20 protein-coding genes are annotated in these 23,636 nt (G+C 54.0%); 11 read left to right on the forward strand and 9 right to left on the reverse strand.

Annotated elements, in window-relative coordinates:
* Nucleotides 1-33: 33 nt before the first annotated feature.
* Nucleotides 34-1,416, reverse strand: coding sequence for a UDP-N-acetylmuramate:L-alanyl-gamma-D-glutamyl-meso-diaminopimelate ligase (mpl, locus tag DPA2511_RS02805; protein ID WP_012764171.1), 1,383 nt, complete (start codon nucleotides 1,414-1,416; stop codon nucleotides 34-36).
* Nucleotides 1,417-1,586: 170 nt separating this feature from the next.
* On the opposite strand from mpl, the gene fbp reads away from it, so the two are divergent.
* Nucleotides 1,587-2,591 (forward strand): class 1 fructose-bisphosphatase, encoded by a 1,005-nt coding sequence (gene fbp, locus DPA2511_RS02810; RefSeq protein ID WP_012764172.1) that lies wholly within the window; start codon nucleotides 1,587-1,589, stop codon nucleotides 2,589-2,591.
* Nucleotides 2,592-2,683: 92 nt separating this feature from the next.
* Here fbp and ruvX read toward each other — a convergent pair whose 3' ends face one another.
* From ruvX to metK, 7 genes are all read right to left on the reverse strand, one after another.
* Entirely contained in the window at nucleotides 2,684-3,103 is a 420-nt protein-coding gene (ruvX, locus tag DPA2511_RS02815) for a Holliday junction resolvase RuvX (protein WP_012764173.1), read from the reverse strand.
* Entirely contained in the window at nucleotides 3,103-3,666 is a 564-nt protein-coding gene (locus tag DPA2511_RS02820) for a YqgE/AlgH family protein (protein WP_023638126.1), read from the reverse strand. The genes ruvX and DPA2511_RS02820 overlap by 1 nt, the downstream gene beginning before the upstream one ends.
* 90 nt (nucleotides 3,667-3,756) lie before the next feature.
* Entirely contained in the window at nucleotides 3,757-4,710 is a 954-nt protein-coding gene (gene gshB, locus DPA2511_RS02825) for a glutathione synthase (RefSeq protein WP_012764175.1), read from the reverse strand.
* Between the two features lie 11 nt (nucleotides 4,711-4,721).
* The gene (gene rsmE / locus DPA2511_RS02830; protein ID WP_012764176.1) at nucleotides 4,722-5,456 is read right to left on the reverse strand and encodes a 16S rRNA (uracil(1498)-N(3))-methyltransferase; all 735 of its coding nucleotides are present in this window, start codon (nucleotides 5,454-5,456) and stop codon (nucleotides 4,722-4,724) included.
* Nucleotides 5,457-5,568: 112 nt separating this feature from the next.
* Nucleotides 5,569-6,267, reverse strand: coding sequence for a deoxyribonuclease I (gene endA / locus DPA2511_RS02840; RefSeq protein WP_012764177.1), 699 nt, complete (start codon nucleotides 6,265-6,267; stop codon nucleotides 5,569-5,571).
* A 100-nt stretch (nucleotides 6,268-6,367) separates the two neighbouring features.
* Entirely contained in the window at nucleotides 6,368-6,880 is a 513-nt protein-coding gene (locus DPA2511_RS02845) for a SprT family zinc-dependent metalloprotease (protein WP_012764178.1), read from the reverse strand.
* A gap of 272 nt (nucleotides 6,881-7,152) precedes the next feature.
* Entirely contained in the window at nucleotides 7,153-8,307 is a 1,155-nt protein-coding gene (gene metK / locus DPA2511_RS02850) for a methionine adenosyltransferase (protein WP_012764179.1), read from the reverse strand.
* A gap of 698 nt (nucleotides 8,308-9,005) precedes the next feature.
* On the opposite strand from metK, the gene speA reads away from it, so the two are divergent.
* The 9 genes from speA to DPA2511_RS02895 all read left to right on the forward strand — a co-directional run bounded on the left by speA (nucleotide 9,006) and on the right by DPA2511_RS02895 (nucleotide 21,590).
* Entirely contained in the window at nucleotides 9,006-10,979 is a 1,974-nt protein-coding gene (gene speA, locus DPA2511_RS02855; RefSeq protein WP_012764180.1) for a biosynthetic arginine decarboxylase, read from the forward strand.
* 415 nt (nucleotides 10,980-11,394) lie between these two features.
* Nucleotides 11,395-12,591 carry an MFS transporter TsgA gene (tsgA, locus tag DPA2511_RS02860; RefSeq protein ID WP_012764181.1) on the forward strand — a complete coding sequence of 399 codons (1,197 nt, stop codon included), beginning with the start codon at nucleotides 11,395-11,397 and terminating at the stop codon, nucleotides 12,589-12,591.
* 607 nt (nucleotides 12,592-13,198) lie between these two features.
* On the forward strand, nucleotides 13,199-15,193 hold the full coding sequence (gene tkt / locus DPA2511_RS02865) for a transketolase (RefSeq protein ID WP_012764182.1): 1,995 nt from the start codon (nucleotides 13,199-13,201) through the stop codon (nucleotides 15,191-15,193).
* A gap of 305 nt (nucleotides 15,194-15,498) precedes the next feature.
* On the forward strand, nucleotides 15,499-16,515 hold the full coding sequence (gene epd, locus DPA2511_RS02870; RefSeq protein WP_012764183.1) for an erythrose-4-phosphate dehydrogenase: 1,017 nt from the start codon (nucleotides 15,499-15,501) through the stop codon (nucleotides 16,513-16,515).
* Nucleotides 16,516-16,582: 67 nt separating this feature from the next.
* Nucleotides 16,583-17,746: a phosphoglycerate kinase gene (gene pgk, locus DPA2511_RS02875; protein WP_012764184.1), complete on the forward strand. Its 1,164-nt coding sequence runs from the start codon at nucleotides 16,583-16,585 to the stop codon at nucleotides 17,744-17,746.
* A gap of 118 nt (nucleotides 17,747-17,864) precedes the next feature.
* Entirely contained in the window at nucleotides 17,865-18,941 is a 1,077-nt protein-coding gene (gene fbaA, locus DPA2511_RS02880) for a class II fructose-bisphosphate aldolase (protein WP_012764185.1), read from the forward strand.
* A gap of 123 nt (nucleotides 18,942-19,064) precedes the next feature.
* Complete coding sequence (mscS, locus tag DPA2511_RS02885) at nucleotides 19,065-19,946, forward strand: small-conductance mechanosensitive channel MscS (protein ID WP_012764186.1); 882 nt, start codon at nucleotides 19,065-19,067, stop codon at nucleotides 19,944-19,946.
* Nucleotides 19,947-20,105: 159 nt separating this feature from the next.
* A complete protein-coding gene (argO, locus tag DPA2511_RS02890) occupies nucleotides 20,106-20,726 on the forward strand; it encodes an arginine exporter ArgO (protein WP_023638128.1) in 621 nt (206 codons plus the stop codon).
* Nucleotides 20,727-20,861: 135 nt separating this feature from the next.
* Nucleotides 20,862-21,590, forward strand: coding sequence for an oxidative stress defense protein (locus tag DPA2511_RS02895; RefSeq protein WP_012764188.1), 729 nt, complete (start codon nucleotides 20,862-20,864; stop codon nucleotides 21,588-21,590).
* 56 nt (nucleotides 21,591-21,646) lie between these two features.
* Here the strand turns inward: DPA2511_RS02895 and DPA2511_RS02900 are convergent, their stop codons facing one another.
* Nucleotides 21,647-22,540 (reverse strand): LysR family transcriptional regulator ArgP, encoded by an 894-nt coding sequence (locus tag DPA2511_RS02900; protein WP_012764189.1) that lies wholly within the window; start codon nucleotides 22,538-22,540, stop codon nucleotides 21,647-21,649.
* 194 nt (nucleotides 22,541-22,734) lie between these two features.
* Here DPA2511_RS02900 and rpiA point away from each other — a divergent pair, with 194 nt between their 5' ends.
* On the forward strand, nucleotides 22,735-23,397 hold the full coding sequence (gene rpiA / locus DPA2511_RS02905) for a ribose-5-phosphate isomerase RpiA (RefSeq protein ID WP_012764190.1): 663 nt from the start codon (nucleotides 22,735-22,737) through the stop codon (nucleotides 23,395-23,397).
* The last annotated feature ends 239 nt before the right edge of the window (nucleotides 23,398-23,636 follow it).

The raw sequence follows: 23,636 nt of genomic DNA on the forward strand, positions 1-23,636 counted from the left end.
CCCCGCCTTTTTTGTTTCCATCATTTGGTTTTATCAGTCTTGGCCTGTGTGCAGCGTTTCCCGGTGATGCAGCGCATCCAGTAGTTTGCTGTGGATATTACCGAAACCACCATTACTCATCACCAGAATGTGATCCCCCGGTTGCGCGGTTTTGACAATCATATCAACCAGCGTATCAACATCTGCGCTCCAATGTGCTGGCTGAACGCAGGCGTCAGCCACTTCAGCGACCTGCCAGGGAATGTGCTGCGGCTGGAACAGGAATACACCATCAGCACGGCCCAGAGCGGGTGCTAACTCGTTTTTGCAGTGCCCCATTTTCATGGTGTTGGAGCGCGGTTCCAGCACCGCCAGGATCCGTGCTGTGCCGCCAACTTTGCTGCGTAATGCGGCCAGCGTGGCAAGAATGGCGGTTGGGTGATGGGCGAAGTCGTCGTAAACCGAGACGCCATCCGCCGTGCCGCGGAGTTCCAAACGACGGTGTGCGTTAATGAACTCCCCCAGCGTTTGACAGGCGTCTCCCGGCATCACGCCAACGTGCCGAGCCGCGGCAATCGCCATCAAGCCGTTGTGCATGTTGTGTTCGCCGACCAGTTTCCACGACACTTCACCGACCAGCTCGTTGTCCAGGTAGACCTGAAATACGCTGGCATCGGAGGCGACTTTCTTCGCCTTCCAGATTCCTTCTTCTCCAACCAGCTCTTGCTCGCTCCAGCATCCCATCGTCATGACCTGCTTGAGGTGCAAATCATTGGCGGGAATGATGATGCGGCCGCTGCCGGGTACCAGTCTGACCAAATGATGGAACTGTTTCTGAATGGCTTTGAGATCGTCAAAGATGTCGGCGTGGTCGAATTCCAGATTGTTCAGTATCAGCGTTCGAGGGCTGTAGTGAACAAATTTGGAACGCTTATCGAAGAAGGCGCAGTCGTACTCATCGGCTTCCACCACAAAGAACGGGCTTTGGCCCAGTCTGGCGGAGACAGTGAAGTTCCCTGGGACGCCGCCGATGACGAAGCCCGGTTGATAGCCGCAGGCTTCCAGAATCCAAGTCACCATCCCGGCCGTGGTGGTTTTGCCGTGAGTACCGGCGACGGCGATAACCCAGCGGTCGCGCAGAACATGGTCATGCAACCATTGCGGGCCGGATACGTAGGGAATATTACGTTCCAGTACCGCTTCGACGCAGGGGTTGCCACGGGTCATGGCATTGCCGACGATCACCAGATCCGGAGCGGGGTCGAGCTGTGCCGGGTCATATCCCTGAATCAGGGTGATGCCCTGCTCCTCCAGTAAGGTACTCATGGGGGGATAGACATTGGCATCTGAACCGGTCACCTCATGTCCGAGAGAGCGGGCCAGCAACGCGAGTCCGCCCATAAAGGTGCCACAGATTCCTAAAATATGAATACGCATACATTTTCCATCTATATTCAGTAAGTCTGCCGTCCATTTTAGCGCCGGACATTCACGATACGAAATGGATTTGACTAGGTGCCGGCTTCCCTTTGGGCTACACTGCAGGCGCAAACGTTGGCGGTATAAAACTGAAACCGCTTTTCATCCGTAGATTCTGGAATAGTGTTATGAAAACGTTAGGCGAATTCATCGTCGAAAAACAGCACGATTTCTCTCACGCCACCGGTGAACTCACCGCGTTGCTGTCGGCCATCAAGCTGGGGGCCAAGATTATCCACCGTGATATCAACAAAGCCGGTCTGGTGGATATTCTCGGTACCAGCGGTGTGTCCAATGTTCAGGGCGAAGTGCAGATGAAGCTCGATCTGTACGCTAACGAAAAGTTGAAAGCCGCTCTGAAAGCGCGTGGAGAAGTAGCGGGCATTGCTTCCGAAGAAGAAGACAATATTGTCATCTTTGAAGGTGAAAGTGCTGAAAACGCGAAATATGTCGTGTTGATGGATCCACTGGACGGTTCTTCAAATATCGACGTAAACGTTTCTGTCGGGACGATTTTCTCCATTTATCGCCGTATCACCCCACTGGGTATGCCTGTGACTGAAGCCGATTTCCTGCAACCTGGTCATAAACAGGTGGCGGCTGGCTACATCGTATACGGGTCGTCCACCATGCTGGTTTACACCACGGGTCATGGCGTTCATGCATTTACGTATGATCCTTCCCTGGGGGTATTTTGCCTGTCGCACGAAAAAGTGCGTTTCCCGGAAAAAGGCAACATGTATTCCATCAACGAAGGCAACTACATCAAGTTTCCTTTGGGGGTGAAAAAGTACATCAAATACTGTCAGGAACAGGATGAAGCGACACAACGTCCTTATACCACACGCTACATTGGTTCTCTGGTTGCCGATTTCCATCGTAACCTGCTGAAAGGCGGTATTTATCTTTATCCGAGCACGGCGAGCTATCCGGAAGGCAAACTGCGTCTGCTGTACGAGTGCAACCCGATGGCGTTTTTGGCCGAACAGGCGGGCGGTAAAGCCAGCGACGGCAAAAACCGTATTCTGGACATTATTCCGCAGAAACTGCACCAGCGTGCGCCGTTTTTTGTCGGCACTCAATCGATGGTGGAAGATCTGGAAGGTTTCCTGCGCGATTACCCGGACGCATAATCATTCCGTGTGATCATCACTTGTTTTTCAGGCTCGCAATGCGAGCCTGATGTATTTATACCGAGCGGGAATGCGGTTGCGCAGGGCGCAAGTCAACTCTGTTGTTCAAACCAGCTTTCCAAAATGATAACGGCGGAAGCCGCATCGACGCTGCCTTTATCCAGCGCGCGAAAACCGCCGCGTTCAAACAGATCGGCACGCGCCTCGACGGTACTCAAACGTTCATCATGTAATTGAATCGCTACGCCGAACCTGCCGTGGAGGCGTTGGGCGAATTTGCGCGCCCTGGCCGTAATGGGTTGTTCGGTGCCGTCCATATTCAGCGGCAGACCAACGATGACCAGATCCGGTTGCCACTCGTTAAGCAATGCTTCGATTTTCTGCCAATCGGGCGTGCCGTCCTGTGCCTTGAGGGAAAGCAGCGGGCGAGCCGTGCCGGTAATCTCCTGTCCAATGGCGACACCGATGCTGCGGGTGCCGAAATCGAAGGCCATCACGGTTCGGTTGCTCATCAGGCGTGCCCCGCTTCAGACGGGATGGTGTGAATATCCACCCCCAGCTTTTTGGCGGCGGCGCGCCAACGCTCGGCAATCGGAGTACAAAACAGGATTTGGCTATCTGCCGGTGCGGTCAGCCAGGCGTTTTCCAGCAATTCATTCTCCAACTGACCGCTTTCCCAGGCGGAATACCCCAGCGTGACCAGGGTATTTTGCGGCTGATCCGGCGTGCCAAGCGTTTCCAGTACGTCTTTGGAGGTGGTGATCATGGTTTCATCGGAAATGGAAATGCTGGATGCAAAACCTTCGCACGGTGTGTGCAGGATAAAACCGCGATCGTCCGCCAGCGGGCCACCCATAAAAACGGGTTTGTCGAGACGGATGGCGGGATCGCGTGGTGTTGGTTCGATCTTCAGTTTTTTCAGGATCGTCTCGACAGTGAATTGTTCCATGGGTTTATTGATGACCAGCCCCATGGCGCCGTCTTCGTTATGTTCGCAGATATAGATAACCGTCCGTTTGAATACCGGATCCTGTAGCCCTGGCATCGCGATAAGAAAATGGTGCTGTAAATTCATCGTCGTCGTTTGTCGTATCTCTGTCGTCATTGATGGGCCGGCTCGTCAGGGGCGGCGAGCACGGCAGACTGGGCCGCAGGTCTGGCCTGATTAACGCGGTGCCAGATAACGTTCAATCGCATCCATCAGCATGCCGGTGATGGATACGTCCGGATAGGCGGCTTCGATTTCCCGCACGCAGGTTGGGCTGGTGACGTTGATTTCCGTCAAACGATCGCCGATGACATCCAACCCCACGAAAATCAATCCTTTCTGCTTCAAAACGGGGGCAACGGCACGAGCGATCCGCCAATCGCTTTCGCTCAGTGGACGCGCCTCGCCGCGTCCTCCGGCCGCCAGGTTGCCCCGGGTTTCTCCGCTTTTGGGGATGCGCGCCAGGCAATAGGGAACCGGTTCGCCGTCCACCACCAGCACGCGCTTATCACCGTCCTTGATGGCAGGCAAATAGTTCTGCGCCATACAGTAACGGCCGCCGTGTTCGGTCAGGGTTTCGATGATGACGGAAACATTGGCGTCGTCCGGTTTCAGTCGGAATATGGAGGCTCCCCCCATCCCGTCCAGCGGCTTAAGGATCACATCGCTATGTTGTTGGTGAAACGCACGCAGCCTGTCGGCATTGCGGGTCACTAGGGTGTCGGGCGTCAGTTCCGGGAACCAGGCGGTGAACAGTTTCTCATTACAATCACGCAGGCTTTGCGGCTTGTTGACGATCAACGTGCCTTTTTCTTCGGCCCGTTCCAGAATGTAGGTCGCATACACGAACTCGGTATCAAACGGCGGATCTTTACGCATCAAGATCGCATCCAGTTCATGCAGAGCAATATCCTGCGTATCTTCAAACTGATACCAGTCGTTGTAATCATACCGAACGCTCAGTGTCCGGACTGTCGCTCTGGCCTCGCCTGCGTGCAGATACAGATCGCCCATCTCCATGTAATACAGCTCCCAGCCGCGCCGCTGTGCTTCCAGCAGCATCGCGAAACTGGTGTCTTTCTTGATATTAATGGCGGCGATAGGGTCCATCACGATACCGAGTTTGATCATTTTTATCTCCTTTACCCCAGGTCGCCGAATCTTACCTGTAGCGCGGTAATTGCGGTGAGCGCGGTAGTTTCTGTACGCAAAACGCGAGGGCCGAGCAGGATATCGGTAAATCCCTGTGCTGCAGTCATCGCAATTTCACCCGAAGAGAGTCCGCCTTCCGGGCCGATCAGCAAGCGAATGCGGGAGATCGGCAGGGAAAGGGTGTTGATGCTTTGCGTCGCCCGCGGATGCAGGTTCAGTTTTAACCCATTGTCTGATTCCGCGCACCAGCTTTCCAGCGTCATGGCGGGGCGTATTTCCGGAATGCGGTTTCTGCCGCACTGTTCGCAAGCGGAAATGGCGATGTTTTGCCATTGGGCGATTTTTTTGTCCAGGCGATCACCGTCCAGTTTGACGCCGCAGCGTTCTGAAAACAGCGGCGTAATGACGCTGACACCCAGTTCGATGGATTTTTGAATGGTGAATTCCATTTTTTCCCCCCGGGACATCACTTGCCCGAGGTGAAGATGCAAAGGCGACTCGCAATCTTCTACACGGCCGGCGGCGTAACGCACGCACACGCTTTTTTTCCCCGTTTGCAGAATTTCGGCGTCAAATACCTGATTGCTGCCGTCAAATAGCTGCAACGCTTGTCCGGCCGTCATGCGCAGCACGCGGCCGACATGATTGGCGGCGTCTTCGCTCAGGTCGGTTTCTCCGCCGTGCAGAGCAAGCAGCTCCGGATGAAAAATGCGCGGTATTCGCATGGGTAGTCTGGCCCTGGCCTTTATTGTCAGTGTGGAACGGGCGGATAACGCCCTGATGATATCGACGCCGCCGGCAAGCGGCGGCGACAGTCCGCTATAGTAGGTAGCTGCGCTACGGCTGGCAAGCCTGTTGGACGTAAGGATTGTGATTGCCTTGCACCTCGGCGATGCGGCGCTCGCGAGTACATTCCCACGGCGTTACCGGATATCGTTTATTCCAGGCTTCGAAGAGCTGTGTCTGTTGACGAGACAGATTCAGGCCATACCGATCGCGCATATAGAAATAGGTACGGGCAATGGCGCCGCGGGCCCGTTCGGGTGGTTCGGCTTGCTGATTCTGGAAGTCGACCTTCATCTCGCACTGTCCATACTGGCGCTCGCCGCCATTCCACTGGGCATACATGAAATTGCCGCGATCGCCGTTCACTTCGCCAATCGCCGGTTGCAGGTTATGCAGATCCACTTCGATTTGACGATAGACATCATCCCGGGTGCAATTTTTGCGTCCGCCGTCCTGCCAGCACTGGCGCTGGTGGCCGAACTGCCAGGCGGGCACCACATGTTCCCATTCGATGCGGCTGGCCCGATTGGCGTCCTTCCTAACCTGATAGCCGCAGGAAGCCAGATCCGGCGTACCCTTCTTGCCTTGCCAGGTGATTTTGCACCCGCAATAAAAAGTACCCGGCGCATCCCGATGTATTTGGGCCGCCGCGGCTTTAGCCTGGGTAAAATTATTGATGCCTTGCGCGGCAACCGACAGGGTAGCCAGGCCGACGCTCAGCGTCAGCGTTATCGCGATTTTGCGAAGCATATTCCAGAATGAACCTTGGTCAGCAAAAGCAGGCAGCGTACCTGAAGTACGACATGCAGGCAAATTCAAAAAATACGGGATTAAACGCTTAAATTTTGTTTTAAACAGAAGATGTTATGACAGGTTGTAATAAAGCGCCGCAGTGGCGGCAGCGGTATTCCGCCTCGCCGCGCACTACGCGGTTATGACGACGCAGCGTGAGGTCATGCAGGCGGCAGGCGCACCGGTATGGAAAGGTTTTTCCCTGAACCGATGCGGTCTCGAAACGGTGGGTGCGTCTGGCCGGAACCTGTAGCACGTTTTCCATCATCCAGCGCCATTCACGGCCGTGAGGCGCTGTCTGGCCGAAACGGGCGTATACCAGCAGATGAGCCAGTTCATGTGGAACCACTTCATCAATGAATGTCTGCTGGTTTTCCTGTAACAGCACCGGATTGATCCGTATCTCCCAGTTTTTCAGCCAGGCGCTGCCGGCGGTGGCGCCCCGTTGCCGATAGCTGACGGAGGGTTCCGGGTAGTCGCTGCCGAGGGCAGTATTGGCTTGCCGGAGTTTATCCCGCAGGCAGCGCATTACAGCCTGATGCAGGGCAATGGGAAGTCTTGATGTATTCATGTCGGCAGCTTACGGAGGTCTCTGTCTGGATGCAATCGCACGGGAGAAACCATGCCATTGTTCTCGTGATGCCGCCGTGCTCTGGATGTTTTTCGTGATGCGCTCGCGTGGGGGGAAATATGCCTTGGGTATTGTTCTCATGACGCGGTTACGTCGGAGAAATCGCGTCTTCAATATTGTCCAGCCGGACGAGGAAGGAGGATGTCGGTGAATATAAAAAACAAAACGGCGAAGCATGGCATCGCCGTTTTTATCTTGAGCGCGTGAAACCGTTATTTCAGGCCGGCAGCATCGCGCAGTAACTCGGCTTTGTCGGTTTTTTCCCACGGGAAATGTTCACGGCCGAAATGGCCGTAAGCGGCGGTTTGCTGATAGATCGGGTGCAGTAGATCCAGCATCTGGATCAGGCCATAAGGACGCAGATCGAAGAATTGGCGCACCAATGCTTCCAGACGGTCGCTGGCGATTTTCTCGGTACCGAAGGTTTCCACCATGATGGAAGTCGGTTCCGCCACACCGATGGCGTAGGAGACCTGAATTTCGCAACGATCGGCCAGGCCGGCAGCCACAATGTTTTTCGCCACGTAGCGAGCGGCATAAGCAGCGGAACGGTCGACCTTGGACGGGTCTTTACCTGAGAAAGCACCGCCGCCATGACGTGCGGCGCCGCCGTAGGTATCAACAATAATTTTACGACCGGTCAGACCACAGTCACCCATGGGGCCGCCGATAACAAAACGGCCGGTTGGGTTGATGAAGTATTTGGTGTGGGCGGAGAGCCATTCGGCAGGCAACACCGGCTTGATGATCTCTTCCATGACCGCTGCATGCAGGTCTTTCTGCTGGATGTCTTCCGAATGCTGGGTAGACAGAACAACGGCGTCGATACCGACAATCTTGTTGTTGTCGTAAGCAAATGTGATCTGACTTTTGGCGTCCGGACGCAGCCATGGCAGCGTACCGTTCTTGCGCACTTCGGACTGGCGTTGAACCAGGCGGTGGGCGTAGGTGATCGGCGCCGGCATCAGCACTTCGGTTTCATTGGTCGCGTAGCCGAACATTAAGCCCTGATCGCCCGCGCCCTGTTCCAATGGGTTGCTGCGGTCAACGCCCTGATTGATATCCGGAGACTGTTTGCCAATGGCGCTCAAGACGGCGCAGGAGTTGGCATCGAATCCCATATCGGAATGGATATAACCAATGTCACGTACCGTCCGGCGGGTAATTTCCTCAATGTCCACCCAGGCGCTGGTCGTAATCTCGCCACCTACTAATACCATGCCGGTTTTTACATAGGTTTCACAGGCGACACGGGCTTTGGGATCCTGCTCAAGAATGGCGTCAAGAACAGCGTCAGAGATCTGATCGGCAATTTTATCGGGATGCCCTTCAGAGACGGATTCAGACGTAAAAAGGTGTTTAGCCATGAGTTCCTTTACCTTATAAACTTAAAGCCGTTAAGCAGTTTATCAGTCAATCAGTATAGATGGATTAACATCTGGATGGCTATTCTAGGTCAGATTTTGCACCTATTGCCAGTGGTTTTTATGGTCGTCATACCACCGGGGAATGTCATCGGCATTTACGATGGAAATAAGCACGTTTTTTACTATTTTCATTTTGCTTTTCGAGGGCGGTGCCGGTATAAACGGCGAGCGGTTTTGTTGTCCGTAATCTGATAACCATCGATTGTTTCCGTGATAGCCTGACCGCATGATCTGCGGCGAGCGTGGAGGTGATAGGATTAATGATCCATTGTGTGCTGAGTGACTGGCGTTCGCCGCGCGTATCCTTTGATTTTACGGCGTTTTTGTCCCCGTCTTCCCTTCTGCCGTTTGCCCGAAGTTGCCTGTCCCGCAGCGCAACGCAGGACTCCCGAGCCGGTTAACCTGCCTGCCCCGAAAAGATGAACGTAACCCGTTCTTCTGAAAATAGTTATCCCGTTATTTTCACTGGCCCGAACTTCGGAGTTCGATATCGTGCTTTACACTAATAAGAGTCATAAAACGACGGCATACTGCATATTGCAAACAGTGTTGTTGGCAGCCGGCCATATTGTGCTGCCGTTTTTTACGGCGAGCGCCGCTGCCGCCATCTATAACCAAGTAGGAATTAAGGGATCGCCATGTCTGACGATATGATCCACTGCTCGTCGATGGCGGGTAAATACGATACTTCTCGCTCCATGCAGGAGGTAGCCATGAATGACCGTGACGCCAGTGAAATGCTTCGTACTTACAATATTGCCTGGTGGGGCAATAACTATTACGACGTCAACGAGTTGGGACACATCAGCGTGTGTCCTGATCCGGATGTACCGGAAGCGCGGGTCGATTTGGCTGAACTGGTCAAAGAACGGCAACAGGATAATCAGCGTCTGCCTGCGCTGTTCTGTTTTCCGCAGATCCTTCAGCACCGGCTGCGCTCCATTAATGCGGCGTTCCGTCGCGCCCGCGAGTCTTTCGGTTACGAGGGCGGCTATTTTCTGGTGTACCCCATCAAGGTCAATCAGCATCGTCGGGTTATCGAAGCACTGGTCAATTCCGGTGAGCCGTTAGGGCTGGAAGCGGGTTCCAAAGCTGAGCTGATGGCCGTGCTTGCTCATGCGGGCATGACCCGTACCGTGATCGTCTGCAACGGTTACAAGGATCGTGAATACATCCGGCTGGCGCTGATTGGTGAAAAAATCGGGCACAAGGTTTATCTGGTTATCGAGAAGATGACCGAAATCAAGTTGGTGCTGGAAGAAGCCGAGCGGCTGAATGTGGTGCCTCGTCTGGGAGTGCGCGCCCGTCTGGCGTCGCAGGGCTCCGGCAAATGGCAGTCCAGCGGCGGCGAAAAATCCAAGTTCGGTCTGGCCGCGGCGCAGGTGTTGCATTTAGTGGAACTGCTGCGTCAGGCCAACCGCCTCGACAGCCTGCAACTGCTGCACTTCCATCTGGGCTCTCAGTTGGCGAATATCCGCGATATCGCGACCGGTGTGCGTGAGTCGGCCCGGTTCTACGTGGAGCTGCATAAACTGGGCGTGAACATCCAGTGTTTCGACGTCGGCGGTGGTCTGGGCGTGGATTATGAAGGCACGCGCTCGCAATCCGACTGCTCCGTCAACTACGGCCTGAATGAATACGCCAATAACGTGATTTGGGGGATTGGCGAAGCCTGTAATGAATATGACCTGCCGCATCCGACGGTGATTACCGAATCCGGACGGGCGGTCACTGCTCATCATACTGTGCTGGTTTCCAACATCATCGGCGTGGAACGTAATGAATTCAGCGAACCGGAAGCGCCGTCGGAAGACGCGCCGCGTGCGCTGGAAAGCCTGTGGGGTACCTGGCAGGAGGTCAACCAGCCCGGCAATCGTCGTTCGCTGCGCGAGTGGCTGCATGACAGCCAGATGGATTTGTACGATATCCATATGCAATATACGCACGGCATGCTGGATCTGACCCAGCGCGCGCAAGCCGAGCAGTTGTATCTGAATATCTGCCAGCGTCTGCAGCAGCAGTTGGATCCGAGTAATCGCGCGCACCGTCCGATTATCGATGAACTGCAGGAACGCATGGCGGACAAACTGTACGTCAACTTCTCGCTGTTCCAGTCGATGCCGGATGCCTGGGGGATAGACCAACTGTTCCCGGTACTGCCGCTGGAGGGGCTGGATAAGCCGCCGCAGCGTCGTGCCGTGCTGTTGGATATTACCTGCGATTCCGACGGTGCCATTGATCACTACGTGGATGGCGATGGCGTCGCCACGACCATGCCGATGCCGCCGTATGACCCAGAGAACCCGCCGTTGCTGGGCTTTTTCATGGTCGGCGCCTATCAGGAAATTCTTGGCAATATGCATAACCTGTTCGGCGATACCTCGACCGTGGATGTTTTCGTCTTTCAGGACGGCTCCGTCGAGCTGGAAGAGTCTGACGAAGGCAATACCGTGGCGGATATGCTGGAATACGTACAACTGGATCCCGAAGTGCTCATGTCTCGTTTCCGCGATCAAGTGAAGGAAACGGATCTGGCGCCGGAGTTGCAGGCCCAGTTCCTGGAAGAGTTCGAAACCGGCCTGTACGGATATACTTATCTGGAAGACGAATAATTCATGAGAGGAACGTTGGGCACACTCTGTGTGTCCAACGTTTTTGTTTATAATCATCGTTTTTCCCCCAGGCTATCGTCGCCTGGGGGATGTGTTTTCCAGCAATGTTCACAGAGAGATGAATGCAATGCGCCCGCTGTTTTAATGCGCATCGAGTCTATTATTCATTTTCTGATGTCATGGAAGACCTGTGTGATGGGGCGACTGAGTGTCCCGCAATTCGAATTATTTAGGGTCTATACCCGTCATTATTCACGTTGCCGATGCATTGATGGCGTTTGCTCACCCGCATGACTGACTGGAGTAAGCTCATCGGGATGGGTATACCTGCCGCCTTCCTGCAACGCGAATGATTGAGGGTATGTATCAATTCACAGGGTGTTATGGGCCGCAATGGTGGTCATAGGAATAATTCATGGTTGATTTGAATCGTCAGCGACTTTTTTTTACCAGTTGTTTTTCATATGCCCTGACCGGGGCGCTGGTTATTGTGACCGGCATGGTGATGGGGGATATCGCCCAGTATTTTAATGTGCCTATCACCAGCATGAGTAATACGTTTACTTTTCTGAACGCCGGTATTCTGATTTCCATTTTCCTGAACGTGTGGTTAATGGACGTTTTCTCTCTGAAGAAACAGCTTATTTTCGGTTTTATTCTCATCCTGTTATCGATTGTCGGTCTATTTCTGGCGGATACGCTGACTATTTTCTCTGTATGCATGTTTACGCTGGGCGTGGTCAGCGGCATTACCATGTCGATCGGTACGTTCCTGATTACTCAATTGTATGAAGGCCGGCAGCGTGGCGCGCGTCTGTTGTTTACCGATTCATTCTTCAGTATGGCCGGCACTCTGTTTCCGATTCTGGCCGCGGCTTTGTTATCTCGTCATTTCGGCTGGTACTGGGTTTATGCCTGTATCGGGCTGCTGTATGTGGTGATTCTGGTGCTGACGCTGCCGTCCGAGTTTCCGTCCATCGGTGCGGCCGACACCACCCGTAAAGAGACCCAAACGGCGCAGGAGAAATGGGGCGCCAACGTGCTGGTGCTGTCTATCGCCGCGCTCTGCTACATTCTCGGCCAATTGGCGTTTATCCAATGGGTGCCGGAATATGTGACCAAAACGTTCGGTATGAGCCTCGGCGATGCGGGCGGCCTGGTTGGCAGTTTCTGGACAGCCTATATGATCGGCATGTGGGTGTTCAGTTATGTGCTCAAATTCTTTGATCTGCAACGTGTTGTGACGGTATTGGCGTTGCTGGCGACGGCGTCGATGTACCTGTTTGTTTCCAGCGGCAATCCGGAACTGTTGAAATATTTCATTCTTTTCCTCGGATTCATTTCCAGCGCCATCTACACCACGTTGATTACTCTGGGATCGCAGCAGACCCGAATGCCTTCGCCGAAGCTGGTGAACTTCATCCTGACCTGCGGCACCGTCGGCACGATGCTGACGTTTATCGTGACCGGGCCTATCGTGAGCGCGTTTAATGTCCATGCCGCGCTGGTGACGGCCAATGGTCTCTATTTTGTTGTTTTCGTTATGTGTTTCCTGCTCGGTTTTGTGACCAAACATCGTAATCACGACCATACCGGGAACGGGCACTCATAACGCCGTCGATGAGTGATGCCGAGCTGTGCGGGTTCACTCTTTCCGGCCGTAAACAGTAGACGAAGTCCTGTATTGTTGCGGGACTTCGCGTAACGCCTTTCGTTTAAGACTCCATCTCCGTCGGCACTATTGCCGTAGCTGAAGAGATCACGGCAGCGCATGCCCGGTTTTGCCGTGCAAACATAACGAGTAAATCGACGCGAATATCCGATATGCGGGTATGTCGGGCGTTGCCTGCCCACATGGCAAGTTGATAGCCCGAATGGGAACGGCGTTGAATCTGGCCGCGCCAGCCAGGGTGAGGGCTTGCTTCCTGGAGATCGCGCCCGTGCGGCTGCACGACATGTTCCGCTTTAACGAATAACCGCTCCCCGTTCTGTTCAGGGAGACGCCGGGAGAGCCGTGAAATAATAGAAAAATCTGGTATTGCGTGTGTGTTCACAGGTTAGCCAGTGAATCCTGCTTTTCTGCCCGTTGTTCCATGTGCAATCAGACGGGTTTTCATGTACATTTGTGCGTATCCTTTCTTTGTCTTTTCGATATAACGTATTGATTAATATGTCTTATGTTCGTCAAGGCAATTGTTCAATCCGATCTGGAGTCAAACATGTCCTCTCGTAAAGAACTTGCCAATGCCATCCGCGCGTTAAGTATGGATGGTGTGCAGAAGGCCAAATCTGGTCATCCGGGCGCACCGATGGGTATGGCCGATATCGCCGAGGTTTTGTGGCGTGATTACCTCAACCATAACCCGGGCAATCCGAGCTGGGTCAACCGCGACCGCTTTGTCCTGTCCAATGGTCACGCCTCCATGCTGATCTACAGTCTGTTGCATTTGACGGGGTATGATCTGCCGATTGAAGAGCTGAAAAATTTCCGTCAACTCCATTCCAGAACGCCGGGACACCCGGAAGTGGGTTATACGCCGGGCGTAGAAACCACCACCGGGCCGTTGGGGCAGGGGATCGCCAACGCGGTCGGTATGGCTATCGCCGAACGCACGCTGGCCGCGCAGTTTAACCGTCCGGGCCATGACATCGTCGATCACCATACTTATGCCTTTCTGGGCGACGGCTGCATGATGGAAGGGATCTCCCATGAAGTGTGTTCGCTGGCCGGCACGTTGAAACTGGGCAAACTGATCGCGTTCTACGATGACAACGGTATTTCCATCGATGGTCATGTTGACGGCTGGTTCACCGATGATACCGCCGCCCGCTTCGAATCCTATGGTTGGCAGGTTATTCGCGGCATTGACGGCCACGACGCCGACGCTATTCATCAGGCCATTGCACAGGCTCAGCGTGTGACGGATAAACCGTCCCTGTTGATGTGCAAAACCGTTATCGGTTTTGGTTCTCCGAACAAGGCCGGTACTCACGACTCGCACGGCGCGCCGCTGGGTGATGCCGAAGTGGCCGCCACCCGCGAACAACTGGGCTGGAAATACGATCCGTTTGAAATCCCGGCGGAAATCTATGCCGCGTGGGACGCCCGCGAAGCCGGTAAGCGCAAAGAAGCCGCCTGGCAGCAGGCATTCAACGCTTACGCCAGCGCCTACCCGGAATTGGCGGCGGAGTTTACTCGTCGCAGCAGCGGTGAACTGCCTGCCAACTGGCAGCAGGAATCCACGAAGGTGATTGAACAGCTGCAGGCCAATGCCGCCAAGATCGCCAGCCGTAAAGCCTCTCAGAACGCGCTGGAAGCTTATGGCAAATTGCTGCCGGAATTCTTGGGCGGCTCTGCCGATCTGGCGCCCAGCAACCTGACTATCTGGTCTGGCTCTAAAGCGCTGAATGAAGACCCGGCGGGCAACTATATCCACTACGGCGTGCGTGAGTTCGGCATGACAGCGATTGCCAACGGTATCGCGTTGCACGGCGGTTTTGTACCTTATACCGCGACCTTCCTGATGTTCGTGGAATATGCCCGCAACGCTGTGCGTATGGCGGCGCTGATGAAGGTTCGCAGCATTTATGTCTACACCCATGACTCTATCGGGTTGGGCGAAGACGGCCCGACCCATCAGCCGGTTGAACAGTTGGCCAGCCTGCGTGTTACGCCGAACATGAGTACCTGGCGTCCGGCGGATCAGGTAGAAACCGCGGTGGCCTGGAAGTATGCCATCGAGCGTAAAGACGGCCCGACGGCGCTGATTCTGTCTCGTCAGAATCTGGCTCAACAGGAGCGTACCGCTCAGCAACTGGCGGATGTCGTAAAAGGCGCATACGTGTTGAAAGACAGCAACGGTCAACCAGATGTGATCCTGATCGCGACCGGTTCCGAAGTCAAACTGGCGGTTTCCGCCTGGCAGACACTGACGGACGAAGGCATCAAGGCTCGCGTGGTTTCCATGCCGTCCACCGATGCTTTCGATAAGCAGACTTCTGCTTACCGCGAAGCGGTGTTGCCGTCTTCGGTAAGCGCCCGTGTGGCGATCGAAGCCAGCATCGCTGATTTCTGGTACAAGTATGTCGGCTTGAACGGCGCCATCGTTGGCATGGAACGCTTCGGCGAATCCGCACCTGCGGAGAAACTGTTCGAAGCGTTCGGTTTTACCACCGATAACGTGGTCGCTAAGGCGAAAGCGTTGTTGAAATAAGTGCATCAGCGCTGAGATTGTCCAAAGGCCGGGAATATCCCGGCCTTTGTTGATCTGCACCGAGATAGGGCAGCAAAGCGTGCGGTAATTTTTTGATGTGAGTCACTGTTCTGGCATCCGTTTCCCCGGCGTATTCCTTTTGGTTTGTATTTTGTTTATTCTAGCTGAAGCGTTTCAGTTATCGTTCTGACGGCATTTTTCGAGGCTGCAGATCGGGGGGACTGGCATATAACAAGCGGTTTATTCCTGACGACGTACTGATTATCCTATTACGCGCACGCTTTTATCATTACACAGGGATTTTCATGGCAATCCGTATTGCGATAAACGGTTTTGGCCGCATTGGCCGCAGCGTACTGCGGGCATTGTACGAGTCCGGTCGGCGGGCCGAAATGGCGGTGGTGGCGATCAATGAGCTGGCCAGCGCCGAAGGTATTGCCCATCTGCTTAAATATGACAGCAGCCACGGTCGTTTCTCATGGGATGTACGTCAGGAGTGCGATCGGTTGTCGGTCGGCGACGATACGATCCGTTTGTTACATCAGGCGGATATTCATGCGTTGCCCTGGAAAGAGTTGGGTGTCGATGTGGTGCTGGATTGCAGTGGTGTATACGGCAGTCGGGCGGACGGCGAGGCCCATTTGGCCGCCGGTGCTAAAAAAGTGCTGTTTTCACATCCAGGAGCGCCGGATTTGGATGCCACCGTCGTATACGGCGTTAACCATGCCGATTTGCTATCGACGCATCGTCTGGTGTCCAACGCTTCCTGTACCACCAATTGCATCATACCGATCATCAAGCTGTTGGATGACTCGTTTGATATAGAAAGCGGTACTGTTACGACGATTCATGCCTCCATGAACGATCAACCGGTAATTGATGCCTATCATCATGATTTGCGCCGTACCCGGGCGGCAAGCCAGTCCATCATTCCGGTGGATACCAAGCTGGCGGTGGGGATTACGCGATTTTTTCCGAAGTTTGCTGACCGTTTCGAGGCCATTTCCGTGCGGGTGCCGACCATTAACGTGACGGCCATCGACTTGAGCGTTAGCGTGAAAAAAGCGGTAAACGTGAATGAAATCAATACACTTTTCCGTCAGTCAGCGCAGGATGCATTTCGTGGTATAGTTGACTATACCGAATTACCGCTGGTTTCCGCGGATTTTAACCACGATCCCCATAGCGCGATTGTGGATGGCACGCAAACCCGGGTCAGCGGCCAGCATCTGGTTAAAACGCTGGTCTGGTGTGATAACGAATGGGGCTTTGCCAACCGGATGTTGGACACAACACAGGCAATGGCGGCCTGCGGTTTCTGATAGTCGGTACCGGTGCGCCGGTATCTCGTTCAAGCAACTTTGAAGAGAATCAACAAGAGGATTCACCATGGCTGTAATTAAGATGACCGATCTGGATCTGGCTGGCAAACGTGTGTTGATCCGTGCGGATCTGAACGTGCCGGTTAAAGATGGCAAAGTGACGTCTGACGCACGTATCCGTGCATCATTGCCGACCATTGAAATCGCCCTGAAACAGGGGGCTCGCGTAATGGTGACGTCTCACCTGGGGCGCCCGACCGAAGGCGAATACAACGAAGAGTTCTCCCTGCTGCCGGTGGTGAATTACCTGAAGGATCACCTGTCTTCTCCGGTACGTCTGGCCAAAGATTACCTGGACGGCGTTGATGTCGCCGAAGGCGAACTGGTCGTACTGGAAAACGTTCGTTTCAACAAAGGCGAGAAGAAAGACGACGAAGCACTGTCCAAAAAATATGCCGCATTGTGCGATGTATTCGTGATGGATGCGTTCGGTACGGCTCACCGTGCCCAGGCGTCCACGCACGGCGTGGGCAAATTTGCGCCGATCGCCTGTGCCGGCCCGCTGTTGTTCGATGAACTGGAAGCGCTGGGCAAAGCGCTGAGCAATCCGGCTCGTCCGATGGTTGCCATCGTCGGCGGTTCCAAAGTATCCACCAAACTGACCGTTCTGGATTCGTTGTCCAGGATCGCTGACCAGCTGATTGTCGGCGGCGGCATTGCCAATACTTTCGTTGCCGCCCAGGGGCACAACGTGGGTAAATCCCTGTACGAAGCGGAACTGATTCCTGAAGCGAAAAAACTGCTGGAAACCTGTGATATTCCGGTTCCGAGCGACGTGCGTGTTGCGACCGAGTTTTCCGAAACTGCAACCGCGACGCTGAAATCCGTGACCGCAATTAAAGATGACGAGCAGATTCTGGATCTGGGCGATGTGTCCGCCGAGCGTCTGGCCGATATCCTGAAAAATGCCAAAACCATTTTGTGGAACGGCCCGGTCGGCGTATTTGAATTCCCGAACTTCCGTAAAGGAACGGAAATCATCGCCCAGGCTATCGCCGACAGTGACGCTTTCTCCATCGCCGGCGGCGGCGACACACTGGCGGCGATTGATCTGTTCGGCATTGCCGACAAGATCTCCTACATCTCCACGGGCGGTGGCGCCTTCCTGGAGTTTGTCGAAGGCAAGAAACTGCCTGCGGTCGTCATGCTGGAAGAGCGTGCACGGCAGTAATCGACGTCGGGACGAGAGTGTGCTTTCGTCCCTGGCGGCCTGACTGGAGTATCGGGCCGCCGTTAATGTAACCATCGAGTCTTTAACCCTCCACGGCCAACGAAACAGGACACGTAACATGTCTAAAATCTTTGATTTCGTAAAACCTGGCGTCATCACCGGTGATGACGTGCAGAAAGTTTTCGCAATTGCCAAAGAAAACAAGTTTGCACTGCCGGCAGTTAACTGCGTCGGTACTGATTCCATCAATGCAGTACTGGAAGCCGCAGCCAAAGTACGTGCGCCGGTCATCGTTCAGTTCTCCAACGGCGGCGCTGCGTTTACCGCGGGCAAAGGTCTGAAAGCCGAAGGCCAGCAGGCGGCTATTTTGGGTGCGATTTCTGGCGCTCACCATGTTCATCAGATGGCCGAACACTATGGCATTCCGGTGATTCTGCACACCGACCATTGCGCGAAAAAACTGCTGCCGTGGCTCGACGGCCTGCTGGATGCGGGCGAGAAGCACTACGCAGCTACCGGCAAACCGTTGTTCTCTTCCCACATGATCGACCTGTCTGAAGAGTCTCTGGAAGAAAACATCGAGATCTGCAGCAAATATCTGGCCCGCATGGCGAAGCTGGACATGACGCTGGAAATCGAACTGGGTTGCACCGGCGGGGAAGAAGATGGCGTGGATAACAGCCATCTGGATAACTCTGCGCTGTATACCCAGCCGGAAGACGTGGCTTATGCGTATGAAAAACTGAACGCCATCAGCCCTCGTTTCACCATCGCCGCTTCCTTCGGCAACGTGCATGGCGTGTACAAGCCGGGCAACGTACAGTTGACGCCGAAAATCCTGCGTAACTCCCAGGAGTTTGTCTCCAAAAAATTCAACCTGCCGCACAATAGTCTGGACTTCGTTTTCCACGGTGGTTCTGGTTCTACGGCGGAAGAAATTGCCGAGGCAGTCAGCTACGGCGTGGTGAAGATGAACATTGATACCGATACTCAGTGGGCAACCTGGGAAGGTATTCTGAACTACTACAAGAAAAACGAAGGTTATCTGCAGGGCCAGCTGGGCAACCCGGAAGGGGACGACAAGCCGAACAAGAAATACTATGATCCGCGCGTATGGCTGCGTGCTGGTCAGGCCAGCATGGTAGCCCGTCTGGAAAAAGCGTTTAACGAGCTGAACGCTGTCGACGTTCTGTAATAACACGCCAGAGATGCATTCAAGGCTCCCCTGCGGGAGCCTTATTTTTATCCGCCGCATACCGGCCTGGATGATGGGTTCGTCTATACACAACCTGAGTTTTTTCAAAGACAGGAGAATAATATGGAAGACCTGAACGTAACTGAAAGTGTCAATCGCCTGCAGCACTGGCTGGTGGATAACCAGAGCCTTTTACTACAGTACGCCGTGAATATCGTCGCGGCTTTTATCATTCTTATTGTTGGGTTGATCGTCGCGCGTATTGTCGCCAATACGCTTAATCGTTTGATGACGGCGCGACATATCGACGCTACGGTGGCTGATTTCCTTTCCGCATTGGTGCGTTACGGTATTATCGCGTTCACCCTGATTGCTGCGTTAAGTCGCATTGGCGTGCAAACCACCTCGGTCATTGCTGTTTTAGGTGCTGCCGGTCTGGCAGTCGGCCTGGCATTGCAGGGTTCGTTGTCAAATTTTGCGGCTGGGGTGTTGCTGGTGATCTTTAGGCCGTTTCGTAGCGGTGAAGCCGTCGATCTGGGGGGCATTGCCGGTACCGTGATTCAAGTCCAGATCTTCTCGACAACCTTGCGTACCGCCGACGGCAAAATCATCGTGGTGCCGAATGGCAAAGTGATTGCGGGCAATATCATCAACAGTTCCCGTGAGCCGGATCGTCGGACGGAGATCATCGTCGGCGTGGCCTATGACGCGGATATCGATGTGGTGAAAACGGTGCTTGGTGATATCGTCGCCGCAGATAAGCGCATCCAGCATGAGAAGGAGGTCATTATTCGTCTGAACGAAATGGCGCCGTCATCACTTAATTTTGTGGTGCGAGTCTGGACCACCAATGGAGATGCCATGCCGGTATACTGGGATTTACTGGAGAATTTCAAACGGGCGTTGGATCAACATAAAATCGGTATCCCATACCCCCAGTTGGATGTGCACCTGCACCAGAATACCGCAGTGCCGCAGGCATCGCGGGATATTCCAACGCTGTAACTGCTGCCGCGCATGCGATGAATTCGGTTTCGGCCCGACGATCGTCGGGCCATTTTATTATTAATCATGCTAATGACAGATTAATATTTCCCATTTCCGTTAATGATGCACACCTCATACACTGCCGACATGATTGAGCTGGTTGGGGATATGTAGGAAATGACGATGATTTATTGGCAAGGTTTCTTTCTGGGGGCTGCGATGATTTTGCCGCTAGGGCCGCAAAATATGTTTGTGATGAACCAGGGAATCCGTCGCCATTACCATCTGACCATTGCGTTGATATGTTCATTAAGCGATATGGCGTTGATTTGTGCTGGCGTGTTCGGCGGTAGCGCGTTGCTGACGCAGTCGGTGTTGTTGATGATGCTGGTCACTTGGGGCGGCGTAGCATTTCTGCTGTGGTATGGCTGGGGTGCCATACGGATTGCATGCCAGCGTGATATCCAACTGAATGATGCGAAAATCAGCCGTGAAAGCCGCTGGCGCATTATGCTGACGCTGCTTGCTGTCACCTGGCTTAACCCGCATGTGTATCTGGATACTTTCGTGGTGTTGGGCAGTCTGGGCGGCAGGTTGGACACCGGCGAGCGAAGCTGGTTCGCGTTGGGCTCGGTAACGGCGTCGTTTGTATGGTTCTTCGGGTTGGCGGTTTTGGCTTCGTGGCTTGCGCCCTGGCTGCGTTCCGTCCGCTGTCAGCGGGTTATCAATCTTTTCGTCGGCGCAGTCATGTGGAGTATGGCGTTGCAGCTGGCGCGAGATGGTTGGCAACATCTGTGAGATCGTTGATTGGCCCGGTCAGATTCGGAACTTCTCCTATATTGAGAAAGGACAGCCTTTCGTTAAGGTGTCCGGTACGGTTTCATCGCCGTATCTATCTGATGGCGATGATGGCGCAGAGATAAAGGGGATCGCGTGAAACTGAAAAATCTGACCATGGCTACCTTGCTGGGGAGTTGTGTTTTGGCCTCCTCGGCGCTGGCCAATAATGAATTGCCGAATGGCCCTCATGTCGTCACCTCCGGGACGGCAAGCGTAGAGGCTCTTCCGGATCTCGCCCGTCTGGTCATTGAAGTGAGTGTCTCGTCAAAAGACGCGGTCGATGCCAAGAAGCAGGTCGATAACCGAGTGGCGCAGTATGTTGATTTTCTGGTTCGGAATGGCGTTGATAAGCCGGATATCAATGCCGCCAACCTGAATACCCGGCCAGAGTACGATTATCAGAAAAACGGCGGTTCGGTATTGAAGGGATATCGTGCGGTTCGGCAAGTGGAAGTGACATTACGCCAGTTAGACAAATTGGACGCATTGTTGGATGGCGCGTTGAAGGCTGGTCTGAATGAAATCCGCATGGTGGATTTTGGGGTATCCAATCCGGATACTTACCGTGAGCAAGCGCGCAAAAAAGCGATAGAACAGGCGACTCATCAGGCCCAGTCACTGGCAGCTAGCTTTAATACAACTCTGGGGCCGATTTATAGCATTCGCTACCATGTTTCAAATTATCAGCCGATGCCGGTCGCGCGTATGCTGAAAGCCTCCGAGGCGTTGGCGCAGAACGATGTCGCGCAAACCTACCAGCAGCAAGCGATCCATTTCGACGATCAGGTCGATGTGGTATTTGAATTGCAACGAAATCGCTGATTCAACGCGCGCTAACAGATGAGCAGCGCCATCGCTACGGGGTTGGAGCCGGTCTGCTAAGACTGGCGAAGCACCTGATGCCCGTGGGTCAACAAAGCATCCGTCACTTTCCTCATCATACGGCTTTCCGGCGCGAAGCGATGCCAGTACAGCATCCGGCGCTGGAACAGACCGGGCGTCAAATCGATCAGGTCGCTGCTTGCCAGCTCTTTTTCTATCTGCAGATGCGGGATCATACAGCAGGTCGTACCTTGCCGAGCCAGTTGTACAAAGGCTTCGGATGAGTTAACGATGTGGCAAGGAACGCTGCCGGGCGGCAGTTCGAAGTTTTGTTGCAAGAATGCTTGATGCATGTCGTCAAGATGATCGAAAGCGACGGCGGGAGCCCGCAGCAGTGCGGAGCGGGTCACGCCATTGGGAAAATAGCGGTTCGCGAATTCCGGGGATGCCACAAACAGATAATCCAGCGCCCCCAACTTGTCTACCAGACAGCTGGGCAGCGGCTGCGATTGAATACTGACGGCGCCAACTACCTCGCCGCGGCGCAGGCGTTCCTGGGTACGGGTTTCGTCTTCCACCTGCAGATTAAGGCGTATCGGCGAGTCCGCCAGCACCGGTTGCAATGCTGGCAGCAGCCAGGTCGCCAGACTGTCGGCGTTCACCGCCAAAGAGAGTAATAATGGCGTTTCGTTACCGTTTTCATTACCCAGCCATTCTTCTTCCAGTAGTTCGACCTGATGCAGCAGAGCCAGCAGCTTCTGCCCTTGTTCTGTGGGACGAGGGGGAATCGTTCTGACGAGCAGGGGCTGACCGAAAAGGTTTTCCAACTGTTTGATGCGCTGCGAAACCGCGGATTGGGTAATGCAGAGTTTTTGAGCAGCGCGTTCAAAACCACGCTCACGGATTACGGCGTCCAGCGCCTGAAGGGTGCGATAGTCCGGGCGTTTCATGAAGTTGAAGAATCCTCTGAAAAAAACGATTCTGGCACTATGCCACATTTCTCAGGGCAATCGCCGAAAAAAAATCATGTTGAAGCTCGGCTACGGTGGGGGTTTGTATGCCGAATGCCGGACAAATTCCTCCCTTTGCCCCCATCATGCCTTATAATGCGCACACGTTTTCGTCGTAATAACAGGCATACACCATGACGCAGGATGAACTGAAAAAGGCCGTTGGTTGGGCCGCACTGGATTATGTCCGGCCCGGGACGGTTGTTGGCGTAGGTACGGGGTCTACCGCCGCACACTTTATTGACGCATTGGGTACGATCAAGGATCAGATTAAAGGCGCTGTATCCAGCTCTGATGCGTCGACTGCCAAACTGAAAAGTCTGGGTATCCCGGTCTTTGATTGTAATGATGTCGATGCGCTGGATGTTTACGTCGATGGCGCCGATGAAATTAATTCCCACATGCAGATGATCAAAGGCGGCGGTGCGGCGTTGACGCGCGAGAAAATTGTCGCAGCCATTTCCCGTCAATTTGTGTGCATAGTGGATGCCTCAAAGCAGGTTGAGGTGCTGGGTAAGTTCCCGTTGCCGGTGGAAGTCATTCCAATGGCTCGCACTTATGTCACCCGCGAGCTGACTAAACTGGGCGGTCGCCCGGTGTACCGTGACGGCGTGTTGACGGATAACGGCAACATTATCCTGGACGTGCATGACTTTGATTTATCCGATGCGGTGGCTATGGAGAATCGCATCAATGGTATTGCTGGCGTGGTGACTGTCGGGCTGTTTGCCAACCGAGGCGCTGATGTGGCGCTGGTCGGAACGGCCGATGGCGTCAAAACCGTTCGGTTGAAGTAATCTTACGCGCCTCACGTCATCATCCGGCTAGGGTGTAAACCTGGCCGGATTTTTTTTATCTAAAAAAACCACTCTTGTTAACGGCTCATTTTTGGTACTTAATATCAGTTTCTCTTATTTGGTATCATCGCTGTCTGGCTCAAGTGACGGTGGGTAGCATTTATCGCCGTATAAGCCGGGTGGCTGAGCGGCAGGGTAACTGGTGTAGGCAATCGTTTGTATTGCCGCCTGCGTAATTT

Origin of the sequence: Musicola paradisiaca NCPPB 2511 (assembly GCF_000400505.1) — a bacterium.
Classification (GTDB): Bacteria; Pseudomonadota; Gammaproteobacteria; order Enterobacterales; family Enterobacteriaceae; genus Musicola; species Musicola paradisiaca.

What these genes read in the sequence shown, in the direction of transcription:
- speA (WP_012764180.1), top strand. Translation starts at nt 9,006, where the DNA reads ATGTCTGACGATATGATCCACTGCTCGTCGATGGCGGGTAAATACGAT.
- tkt (WP_012764182.1), top strand. Translation starts at nt 13,199, where the DNA reads ATGTCCTCTCGTAAAGAACTTGCCAATGCCATCCGCGCGTTAAGTATG.
- tsgA (WP_012764181.1), top strand. Translation starts at nt 11,395, where the DNA reads ATGGTTGATTTGAATCGTCAGCGACTTTTTTTTACCAGTTGTTTTTCA.
- ruvX (WP_012764173.1), bottom strand. Translation starts at nt 3,103, where the DNA reads ATGAGCAACCGAACCGTGATGGCCTTCGATTTCGGCACCCGCAGCATC.
- metK (WP_012764179.1), bottom strand. Translation starts at nt 8,307, where the DNA reads ATGGCTAAACACCTTTTTACGTCTGAATCCGTCTCTGAAGGGCATCCC.
- argO (WP_023638128.1), top strand. Translation starts at nt 20,106, where the DNA reads ATGACGATGATTTATTGGCAAGGTTTCTTTCTGGGGGCTGCGATGATT.
- rsmE (WP_012764176.1), bottom strand. Translation starts at nt 5,456, where the DNA reads ATGCGAATACCGCGCATTTTTCATCCGGAGCTGCTTGCTCTGCACGGC.
- DPA2511_RS02845 (WP_012764178.1), bottom strand. Translation starts at nt 6,880, where the DNA reads ATGAATACATCAAGACTTCCCATTGCCCTGCATCAGGCTGTAATGCGC.
- endA (WP_012764177.1), bottom strand. Translation starts at nt 6,267, where the DNA reads ATGCTTCGCAAAATCGCGATAACGCTGACGCTGAGCGTCGGCCTGGCT.
- fbp (WP_012764172.1), top strand. Translation starts at nt 1,587, where the DNA reads ATGAAAACGTTAGGCGAATTCATCGTCGAAAAACAGCACGATTTCTCT.
- mpl (WP_012764171.1), bottom strand. Translation starts at nt 1,416, where the DNA reads ATGCGTATTCATATTTTAGGAATCTGTGGCACCTTTATGGGCGGACTC.
- pgk (WP_012764184.1), top strand. Translation starts at nt 16,583, where the DNA reads ATGGCTGTAATTAAGATGACCGATCTGGATCTGGCTGGCAAACGTGTG.
- mscS (WP_012764186.1), top strand. Translation starts at nt 19,065, where the DNA reads ATGGAAGACCTGAACGTAACTGAAAGTGTCAATCGCCTGCAGCACTGG.
- epd (WP_012764183.1), top strand. Translation starts at nt 15,499, where the DNA reads ATGGCAATCCGTATTGCGATAAACGGTTTTGGCCGCATTGGCCGCAGC.
- fbaA (WP_012764185.1), top strand. Translation starts at nt 17,865, where the DNA reads ATGTCTAAAATCTTTGATTTCGTAAAACCTGGCGTCATCACCGGTGAT.
- gshB (WP_012764175.1), bottom strand. Translation starts at nt 4,710, where the DNA reads ATGATCAAACTCGGTATCGTGATGGACCCTATCGCCGCCATTAATATC.
- rpiA (WP_012764190.1), top strand. Translation starts at nt 22,735, where the DNA reads ATGACGCAGGATGAACTGAAAAAGGCCGTTGGTTGGGCCGCACTGGAT.
- DPA2511_RS02820 (WP_023638126.1), bottom strand. Translation starts at nt 3,666, where the DNA reads ATGAATTTACAGCACCATTTTCTTATCGCGATGCCAGGGCTACAGGAT.
- DPA2511_RS02900 (WP_012764189.1), bottom strand. Translation starts at nt 22,540, where the DNA reads ATGAAACGCCCGGACTATCGCACCCTTCAGGCGCTGGACGCCGTAATC.